Raw genomic sequence first — 8929 nt, 5'->3', positions numbered from 1 at the left:
GCCTGTTGTCCTGGGTGCTGGTGGTCGGGGTGTTCTTCGCGGCGAAGTCGACCGGGCGGATCCGCACGGTCGGCTAATTGCCGGTGCGATTCAACCCGCTTGCTCGCGAGCGTAACGCCACGGCGAAATCCGGAGCGCGAAATCGCAGCCCCGTTACGCTCGCGAACGACTCGCAGCCGCCTGCGCCGCTAATCTCCGCTACCCCAGCGCTTTTCGACCGTCTTGACCAGCGCGGTCAGGGTCGCGTTCACCGGTGCCCCGACGCCGACGCGGGCTCCCTGGCGCGGTATCGCACCGTTGATGACGTCGATCTCGCTGACGCGACGCGCCTGATGGTCGAGCAGTGCCGAGGGTTTCGCGCCGGGCATGCCGGCGCCGAAGTCGCGCACGTGGGCGACCGGATCGGTGACGTTCACGGCGATGCCGGACGCCGTGGCCACCTGCCAGGCCTCGGTGGCCGCGGCCCTGCTGACCGGCCCCATGTCCGGGTCGTCCATGACCTCGCCGACGGTCATGCCGGTCAACGCACACGGGGCGCTGTAGGCCACGTTGCAGATCAGCTTCTCCCACTGCATGGCGGCGATGTCGGAGACGGCGGCGGCGTCGAATCCGGCGTCGGTCCACACCCGCGCTATCGACTCCACCGTGGCGTGCGGCAGCGACGAGTACGCGCCGAAGCGCATGGCGCGCATGGCGTTGTGGTGCACATGCCCGGGCGCCACCCGGGACGCCCCGAATCCGCTGGCGATCCCCACCGTCACCCGCTGATCACCGACGATCCCGGCCACAGTCTCGGCCGAGCCCAGGCCGTTCTGGATGGTCAGCACCGGGGTGGCCTCGCCCAGCATCGGAAGTGCCTGCTGCGCGCCGGTGGTCACGTCGGCGGCCTTGACCGCCAGGATGACGAGGTCCATCGGCTCGGCGGGAGCGACAGTGGCGGCCCGCAACCGCACCGTGGTGTCGTAGCCGGGGCCGCTGACCCGCAGCCCGTGCTGGGCGATCGCGTCGATGCCCGGCCGGTAGCTGTCGACCACCACGACCTCGTTGGCCGCGGCGGCCAGCTTGGCGGCATAGATGGAACCCATTGCGCCGCAGCCGATCAGACCGATTTTCATCCGCACCCCTGTCCCGTCAACTCGTCGATTGCCTCGGCCAGTCCCGGCTTCTGTTCCAGCCCGAAGCCGGGTGCGTCCGTCGGGGCGACCCTGCCCGCACCCAGTGCGCAGCCCGGGGAGTAGCCCCCGAACGGCTGGAACACCCCCGGATACGCTTCGCAGCCGCCCAGGCCCAGCCCGGCCACGATGTGCAGGTTGATCAGATGCCCGCCGTGGGGGAGGGCGAACCGGCGGTCGAAGCCGTGCGATTCGAGCACCTCGATCATTCGTGCGTACTCGGTCAATCCGTAGCTCAGCCCCGCGTCCATCTGGAAAATGTCGCGGCCCGCCCGCATGCCGCCGTACCGGAGCAGGTTGATCACGTCGGGCACCGAGAACAGATTCTCCCCGGTGGCGACCGCGCCGCCGTAGCAGTCGGTCACCGCACGGTTGGTGTCGAAATCCAGCGGGTCGCCCGGCTCCTCGTACCAGCGCAGCCCGTAGGGGGCCAGCGCCGCGGCCCAGGCGGTGGCCGTCGCCCGGTCGAACCGCCCGTTGGCGTCGACCGCGACCCTCCCGCCGTCGCCGAGAATCGCGATCGCGGTCTCGACCCGGGCGAGGTCTTCGGCCATCGGGACCCCGCCGATCTTCATCTTCACCGCGTCGTAGCCGAGGTCGAGGTAGGACCGCAGCTCGTCGGCCAGAGCCGCGGAGCCGGAGCCGGATCCGGAGCTGGATCCGGAGCCGGATCCGGAGCCGGAACTTGGGTAGTAGTAGCCGCCGGCGGCATACACCGGAACCGATTCGGCCGGGACGCGACCGAAGTGACGCGCGATGCTCGCGTAGGCGGGTTCGTCGTCGAGTTTGGCGTTCAGATCCCAACACGCCAGTTCCAGGGCGGCCGCAGCGGTTGCCCGGTCCCCGTGCCCGCCCGGCTTCTCGTCTCGCATGGCGCACGCCAGCACCGCGGCCGGATCGAGCCGTCCGGAATCGTCGAGCAGCATCTGCGGAGGTGCGGCCAGCAGCCGGGGGATCATCCGTTCGCGCAGGATTCCGCTCTGGGCGAACCTCCCGATCGAATTGAACGCCACCCCGACGGCGCGTCTGCCGGCCCGGACGGCGACCAGGGCCACCAGCGAGACGGTGTGGCCGGAGAAGTTGACCAGTGCGTTGGCCGGGGCCGCGCCCGCGGTGCTGTGGAACGGGATCGAACGCTCCAGGACTGCGGTCAGCGTGGTCATGTGCGGGTGAACAGGACCGCCTCGTCGAACGGAAGACGCGCGAACACCCGCGAGGCGCCGGTGACGTGCTCGGCGGCCTCGGCCTTGCCGACAACGCGGGGGTCGGTGATTCCGAAGGTCTTGCCACGGCGCTGCATCCGCCCGCCGCCGGCCGCCTTGAGGTTCTTCAGCCAGTCGCGGTCCGGGCCGTAGGACAGCAGCACCGCCACACCCGGTTTTCCGTCCACCTCGGCGAGGAAGGCGTTCACCGGGGTGCGGTAGGGCTTGCCGGATTTGCGGCCGACATGCTCGATGATGGCGAAGGACGGGGCCCAGCCCGCCCACAGCCGCTGGATGGGGTTGGTGACGTGCCGGTTGAACCGGGCGAGCTGTTGGGGTAGTCGCATGCGATCCATCCAACTCGTATGCCCCGGTGAAGTTCAACCCGGCCCGATCTCTTACACCCGGTAGTCGAGTACACCCTGTAGTCGAGCGGACCGCCCAGACTGGAACACTGGTCGCCATGGGTAGCGCCGACCGGGTGACCGGGCAGCCGGGAGCGTCCGCTCGGCTGTTCGACGAGGCCCGCAGGATGATTCCCGGCGGAGTGAACTCCCCGGTGCGGGCTTTCACCGCGGTGGGCGGCACGCCGCGGTTCATCACGCAGGCGCAGGGCTGCCGCCTGACCGATGCCGACGGCGACACCTACATCGATCTGGTCTGCTCCTGGGGGCCGATGATCCTGGGCCACGCACACCCCGCCGTGGTGGATGCCGTGGTCAAAGCGGCCGCGGACGGCCTTTCCTTCGGGGCGCCGACCCCGGCCGAGACCGAACTGGCCGCCGAGATCATCGGCCGGGTGGCGCCGGTGCAGCGGATCCGGTTGGTGAACTCGGGCACCGAAGCCACCATGAGCGCGATCCGGCTGGCACGCGGGTTCACCGGACGGCCCAAGATCGTCAAATTCGCCGGCTGCTACCACGGGCACGCCGACGCCCTGCTTGCCGCCGCCGGTTCCGGGGTGGCCACCCTGGGGTTGCCGTCCTCGCCGGGGGTCACCGGCGCGGCCGCGGCGGACACCATCGTGCTGCCCTACAACGACCTGGATGCGGTGGCCGCGACGTTCGCCGAGGCGGGCGAGCAGATCGCCGCGGTGATCACCGAGGCCAGTCCGGGGACTATGGGCGTGGTCCCGCCCGCACCGGGCTACAACGCCGGGCTGCGGAAGATCACCGCCGAACACGGCGCGCTGCTGATCCTCGACGAGGTGATGACGGGATTCCGGGTCAGCCGCGCCGGCTGGTACGGACTCGACCCGGTCGATGCCGACCTGTTCGCCTTCGGGAAGGTGATGAGCGGCGGACTGCCCGCGGCGGCCTTCGGCGGCCGGGCGGAGGTGATGGAGCGGCTGGCCCCGCTGGGGCCGGTGTATCAGGCGGGCACCCTGTCGGGTAATCCGGTGGCGGTGGCGGCCGGGCTGGCGACGCTGCGGGCCGCCGACGGCGCCGTCTACGCGGCGCTGGACGCCAACGCCGACCGGCTGGCCGCAATGCTCACCGGCGCGTTGACCGATGCCGGCGTGCCGCACCGCGTTCCGCGGGCCGGAAACATGCTCGGTGTGTTCTTCGGGGACACGCCGGTAACCGATTTCGCCTCCGCCCAGGCCAGCCAGACGTGGCGCTACCCGCCGTTCTTTCACGCGCTGCTGGACGCGGGTGTCTACCCCCCGTGCAGTGCGTTCGAGGCGTGGTTCGTCTCGGCTGCGCTGGACGAGGGCGCGTTCGGCCGCATCGCGGCAGCGCTGCCGGCTGCTGCCGTCGCCGCCCGGGAGGCCAGGCCCTGATGGCCGAAACGACCCGGGTCCACGTGGTGCGCCACGGCGAGGTGTACAACCCCACCGGCATCCTCTACGGACGGCTGCCGGGATTCCGGCTGTCCGACACCGGTGCGGCGCAGGCGGTGGCGGTTGCTGACTTCCTCGCCGGCCGTGACATCGTCGCGGTGGTCGCCTCCCCGCTGCAGCGGGCTCGGGAAACCGCGGCGCCCATTGCCGCCCGGCACGGCCTGGCTGTCGACACCGACGCCGATCTGATCGAGTCGGAAAACTTCTTCGAGGGCCGAAAGGTCGGGCCGGGTGACGGCGCCTGGCGGGATCCGCGCTTCTGGTGGCGGTTGCGCAATCCGATCCGACCGTCCTGGGGCGAGCCCTACACCCAGATCGCGACCCGGATGGCCGCCGCCGCGGGTAGGGCGCGGGCGCGCGGGGCAGGTCACGAGGTGGTGTGTGTGAGCCACCAGCTGCCGGTCTGGACACTGCGTATGCACGTGACCGGCAAGCGGCTCTGGCATGACCCGCGGGGCCGGGAATGCGCGCTGGCGTCGGTGACCACCCTGGTCTACGACGGCGACCGGCCGACCGGCGTGGAGTACTCCGAGCCGGCGGCGCGATGAGCCTGCCCAGGGTAGTGCTCACCGCGGTGGTGCTGGCCTCGTTGCTCACCGGCTGCGCCGGCCGCGATGCCGTCGCCCAGGGCGGCACCTTCGAGTTCGTGTCCCCCGGCGGCCGGACCGACATCTTCTACGACCCGCCGGATAGCCGGGGCCGCCCGGGGCCGCTGTCCGGGCCGAGCCTGACAGACCCGGCGCGCACGATTTCGCTGGACGACCCGGCGTTTCGCGGCCGGGTCGTCGTCGTCAATGTGTGGGGCCAGTGGTGCGGGCCGTGCCGGGCCGAGATCAGCCAGCTGCAGCGCGTCGACGACGCGACCCGCGCGTCGGGCGTCTCCTTCCTGGGCATCGACGTCCGGGACAACAACCGGCAAGCCGCGCTGGATTTCGTCACCGACCGCCACGTCACGTTCCCGTCGATCTACGATCCGCCGATGCGGACCCTGATCGCCTTCGGCGGCAAGTACCCCACGACGGTGATTCCGTCCACGGTGGTGCTGGACCGCCGCCACCGGGTGGCCGCGGTGTTCCTGCGCGAACTGCTGGCCCAGGATCTGCAACCGGTGGTCATGCGGGTCGCCGCGGAGCCGGGCGAACCGGATTCCGCGGCCACGCCGCAGGCACCGGATCCGGGACTGCGGTGACCGGTTTCGCCCAGATCGCCGCCGCCGGGCCACTGGTGGTGGCCCTCGGTGTGTGCATGTTGGCCGGTCTGGTGTCGTTCGCATCGCCGTGTGTGGTGCCGCTGGTGCCCGGCTATCTGTCGTATCTGGCCGCCGTGGTCGGTGTGGACGCCGGCGACGGAGCGGGCGACCGGGGACCCGGTGGCCTCGCGTCGCCGCCGACGGCGCGGTGGCGGGTCGCCGGTTCGGCGGCCCTGTTCGTCGCCGGATTCACCGCGGTGTTCGTGCTGGGCACCGTGGCAGTCCTGGGGATGACCTCGGCATTGATCGAGAACCAGTTGGCGCTACAGCGCATCGGCGGCGTGCTGACCATCGTCATGGGACTGGCGTTCGTGGGGCTGATCCCGGCCTTGCAGCGCCAGGCGAGGTTCAGTCCCCGCCTGTTGACGACGGTGGCCGGTGCGCCGCTGCTGGGTGCGGTGTTCGCGCGGGGTTGGACACCGTGCCTGGGGCCGACGCTGACGGGGGTGATCACCGTCGCCTCGGCCACCGACGGGGCCAGTGTGGCCCGGGGAATCGCCCTGGTGGTGGCCTACTGCCTCGGCCTGGGGATTCCGTTCGTGGTGCTGGCGTTCGGGTCGGCGCGGGCGGTGTCCGGCCTGGGCTGGCTGCGCCGCCACACCCGGGCGATCCAGATATTCGGCGGCGTCCTGCTGGTGTCGGTCGGGGTCGCACTGGTCACCGGGGTGTGGAACGACTTCGTGTCCTGGCTGCGCGACGCCTTCGTCTCCGACGTGAAATTGCCGATATGAGCGGCCCGGGCGTCGCGAGGCTGCTCGCGGCGAAGATCCGCAACACCTGGCGATCACTGACGTCGATGGGTACCGCGCTGGTCCTGCTTTTCCTGCTCGCGCTGGGCGCGATTCCCGGGGCGCTGCTGCCGCAGCGCAGCCTCAACGCGGGCAAGGTCGACGACTACCTGCGTGCCCATCCGGTGATCGGTCCGTGGCTCGACGAGCTGCAGGCCTTCGACGTGTTCTCCAGCTTCTGGTTCACTGCCGTCTACGTCCTGCTGTTCGTCTCCCTGGTGGGTTGCCTGACCCCGCGGATCATCGAGCACGCCCGCAGCCTGCGGACTCAGCCGGTGGCCGCACCCCGCAATCTGGCCCGGCTGCCCAAGCACGCGCGGGCCCGGGCCCGCGACGTTTCCGCCGACGCCTTGGCGGCCACCATCGTCGGCCGGCTGCGCGGCTGGCGCACCACCACCCGGGGCAACGCGGACAGCGTCGAGGTGTCCGCGGAGAAGGGCTATCTTCGCGAGTTCGGCAACCTGGCGTTCCACTTCTCGCTGTTGGGTCTGCTGGTCGCGGTGGCCGCCGGCAAGCTTTTCGGTTACGAGGGCAACGTGATCGTGATCGCCGACGGCGGCCCCGGCTTCTGCTCGGCCTCGCCGGCCGCCTTCGACTCGTTTCGTGCCGGCAACACCGTCGACGGCACGTCGCTGTACCCGATCTGCCTGCGGGTCAACAATTTCGACGCCCACTACCTGCCGTCCGGGCAGGCCACCTCGTTCGCAGCGGACCTGGACTACCAGGCCGGCAGCGACCTGACGACCGATACCTGGCGGCCGTACCGGATCGAGGTCAACCACCCGCTGCGCGTCGGCGGCGCCCGGGTCTATCTGCAGGGCCACGGCTACGCCCCGACCTTCACGGTGGTTTTCCCCGACGGGCAGGTTCGCACGTCGACCGTGCAGTGGCAACCGGATAACCCGCAGACGCTGCTGTCCTCGGGGGTGGCGCGGATCGACCCGCCGGCCGGCAGCTATCCCGACGGCGCCGAGCGTCGCAAACATCAGATCGCGATCCAGGGACTGCTGGCCCCGACCGAACAACTCGACGGCAGCCTGCTGTCTTCGCGTTTCCCGGCGCTTGACGATCCGGCGGTGGCCATCGACATCTATCGCGGCGACACCGGATTGGATTCCGGACGGCCGCAGTCGTTGTTCCACCTGGACCCGCGGCTGATCGAGCAGGGCCGGCTGACCAAGGAGAAACGGGTCAACCTGCGGGCCGGCGAACAGGTGCGGATCGATCGGGGACCGGGCGCCGGCACCGTCGTCCGCTTCGACGGAGCCGTGCCGTTCGTCAATATCCAGGTCTCCCACGACCCCGGCCAGCGCTGGGTGCTGGTATTCGCCGTGGCGATGATGGCCGGGCTGCTGGTGTCGCTGCTGGTACGTCGACGCCGGATCTGGGTGCGGCTCACCCCGGGCCGCCCCGACCCGCAGGACGCCGATGCGGTCCCCGGTACCGTCGAGATCGAAATGGGTGGTTTGGCGCGTACCGACAACTCCGGCTGGGGTGCGGAATTCGAGCGGCTGACCGAGCGGCTGCTGGCCGGGTGCAGTGCGCCCGGACCCGAGCCCGGCCCCGGGTCCGGCGCAGCCGCGGCAGGCGACGCGGTGGCCAAGAGGAGCGCAGAAGTGGACGTGACATGAACGCCGCGCACATCGACATCGGCCTGGCCAGGTATTCCGACTGGGCGTTCACCTCGGCGGTGGTGGCGCTGGTGGTGGCCCTGATGCTGTTGGCCAGTGAACTCGCCTACGCCCGCACCCGGGATCCGCAACCGGTGGCGGCCGGCGGTGTGCCGACCGACAGCGCCACTCCGGGGGTCGTGGCCGACCTGCGGCAGCGGCCCTTCGCCGAACGTGTGGGGCGCGCGGGCGTGGCGGTGCTGTATTTGGGGATCGGTCTGCTTTTCGTCTGCATCGTGTTGCGCGGGCTGGCCACCACCCGGGTGCCGTGGGGCAACATGTACGAGTTCATCAACCTCACCTGCCTGTGCGGGCTGGTTGCCGGCGCGGTAGTGCTGCGGCGCCCGCAATACCGCCCGCTGTGGGTGTTCCTGCTGCTGCCGATCCTGATCCTGCTCACCGTGTCCGGACGCTGGCTGTACACCAATGCCGCACCGGTGATGCCGGCGCTACGGTCCTACTGGCTGCCGATTCATGTCTCGGTGGTCAGCCTCGGCTCCGGGGTGTTCCTGGTGGCGGGCATCGCCAGCATGCTGTTCCTGCTGCGCACTTCGCACTTGGGGGAGACCTCGGGCGGGCCGGGCGCCGGGGGTGCGCTGGAGCGCCTGGTGCAGAAGCTCCCGGATGCGCAGACCCTGGACAGAGTCGCCTACCGAACGACGATCTTCGCGTTCCCGGTATTCGGATTCGGGGTTATTTTCGGCGCGATCTGGGCCGAGGAGGCCTGGGGCCGGTACTGGGGCTGGGACCCGAAGGAGACCGTGTCCTTCGTCGCCTGGGTGGTCTATGCCGCCTATCTGCATGCCCGTTCCACCGCGGGCTGGCGGGACCGCAAGGCAGCCTGGATCAATGTCGTCGGGTTTGTCGCCATGGTCTTCAACCTGTTCTTCGTTAACCTGGTGACCGTCGGTCTGCACTCCTACGCCGGCGTGGGCTGACCGGAGACGGAAGACCCGGGACCCCGGGGGATTCGGCAGGGGTTGAGTAGGGATTCAGCAGGGGTTC

9 protein-coding genes are annotated in these 8929 nt (G+C 70.4%); 6 read left to right on the top strand and 3 right to left on the bottom strand.

The annotated features are described in order from the left end of the window. Positions 1–188: 188 nt before the first annotated feature. The 3 genes from ACK5M9_RS15795 to ACK5M9_RS15785 are packed head-to-tail and all read right to left on the bottom strand — an operon-like array spanning position 189 to position 2721. Positions 189–1115 (bottom strand): ketopantoate reductase family protein, encoded by a 927-nt coding sequence (locus ACK5M9_RS15795; protein ID WP_416894077.1) that lies wholly within the window; start codon positions 1113–1115, stop codon positions 189–191. Further along, positions 1112–2335 carry an enolase C-terminal domain-like protein gene (locus ACK5M9_RS15790; RefSeq protein ID WP_416894076.1) on the bottom strand — a complete coding sequence of 408 codons (1224 nt, stop codon included), beginning with the start codon at positions 2333–2335 and terminating at the stop codon, positions 1112–1114. The genes ACK5M9_RS15795 and ACK5M9_RS15790 overlap by 4 nt, the downstream gene beginning before the upstream one ends. Then, positions 2332–2721, bottom strand: coding sequence for a nitroreductase family deazaflavin-dependent oxidoreductase (locus tag ACK5M9_RS15785; RefSeq protein WP_416894087.1), 390 nt, complete (start codon positions 2719–2721; stop codon positions 2332–2334). Before ACK5M9_RS15785 ends, ACK5M9_RS15790 begins: the two co-directional genes overlap by 4 nt. A gap of 116 nt (positions 2722–2837) precedes the next feature. Between ACK5M9_RS15785 and hemL the strand changes: the two genes are divergently transcribed. From hemL to ccsB, 6 genes are read left to right on the top strand one after another with little or no spacing between them, the layout of a single operon-like run. Next, the gene (hemL, locus tag ACK5M9_RS15780) at positions 2838–4157 is read left to right on the top strand and encodes a glutamate-1-semialdehyde 2,1-aminomutase (RefSeq protein WP_416894075.1); all 1320 of its coding nucleotides are present in this window, start codon (positions 2838–2840) and stop codon (positions 4155–4157) included. Then, positions 4157–4765, top strand: a complete 609-nt coding sequence (locus ACK5M9_RS15775; RefSeq protein WP_416894074.1) for a histidine phosphatase family protein — start codon at positions 4157–4159, stop codon at positions 4763–4765. Before hemL ends, ACK5M9_RS15775 begins: the two co-directional genes overlap by 1 nt. Next, positions 4762–5406: a TlpA disulfide reductase family protein gene (locus tag ACK5M9_RS15770; RefSeq protein ID WP_416894073.1), complete on the top strand. Its 645-nt coding sequence runs from the start codon at positions 4762–4764 to the stop codon at positions 5404–5406. The genes ACK5M9_RS15775 and ACK5M9_RS15770 overlap by 4 nt, the downstream gene beginning before the upstream one ends. Beyond that, complete coding sequence (locus ACK5M9_RS15765) at positions 5403–6197, top strand: cytochrome c biogenesis CcdA family protein (protein ID WP_416894072.1); 795 nt, start codon at positions 5403–5405, stop codon at positions 6195–6197. The genes ACK5M9_RS15770 and ACK5M9_RS15765 overlap by 4 nt, the downstream gene beginning before the upstream one ends. Then, positions 6194–7885 (top strand): cytochrome c biogenesis protein ResB, encoded by a 1692-nt coding sequence (gene resB / locus ACK5M9_RS15760; protein ID WP_416894071.1) that lies wholly within the window; start codon positions 6194–6196, stop codon positions 7883–7885. The genes ACK5M9_RS15765 and resB overlap by 4 nt, the downstream gene beginning before the upstream one ends. After that, positions 7882–8862, top strand: coding sequence for a c-type cytochrome biogenesis protein CcsB (gene ccsB, locus ACK5M9_RS15755; RefSeq protein WP_416894070.1), 981 nt, complete (start codon positions 7882–7884; stop codon positions 8860–8862). Before resB ends, ccsB begins: the two co-directional genes overlap by 4 nt. Positions 8863–8929 lie beyond the last annotated feature (67 nt).

Origin of the sequence: Mycobacterium sp., from assembly GCF_047975165.1 — a bacterium.
Taxonomy (GTDB): domain Bacteria; phylum Actinomycetota; class Actinomycetes; order Mycobacteriales; family Mycobacteriaceae; genus Mycobacterium.
The sequence above is the reverse complement of the archived record's forward strand: the minus strand, read 5'-3'. Positions and strand labels throughout refer to the sequence as shown.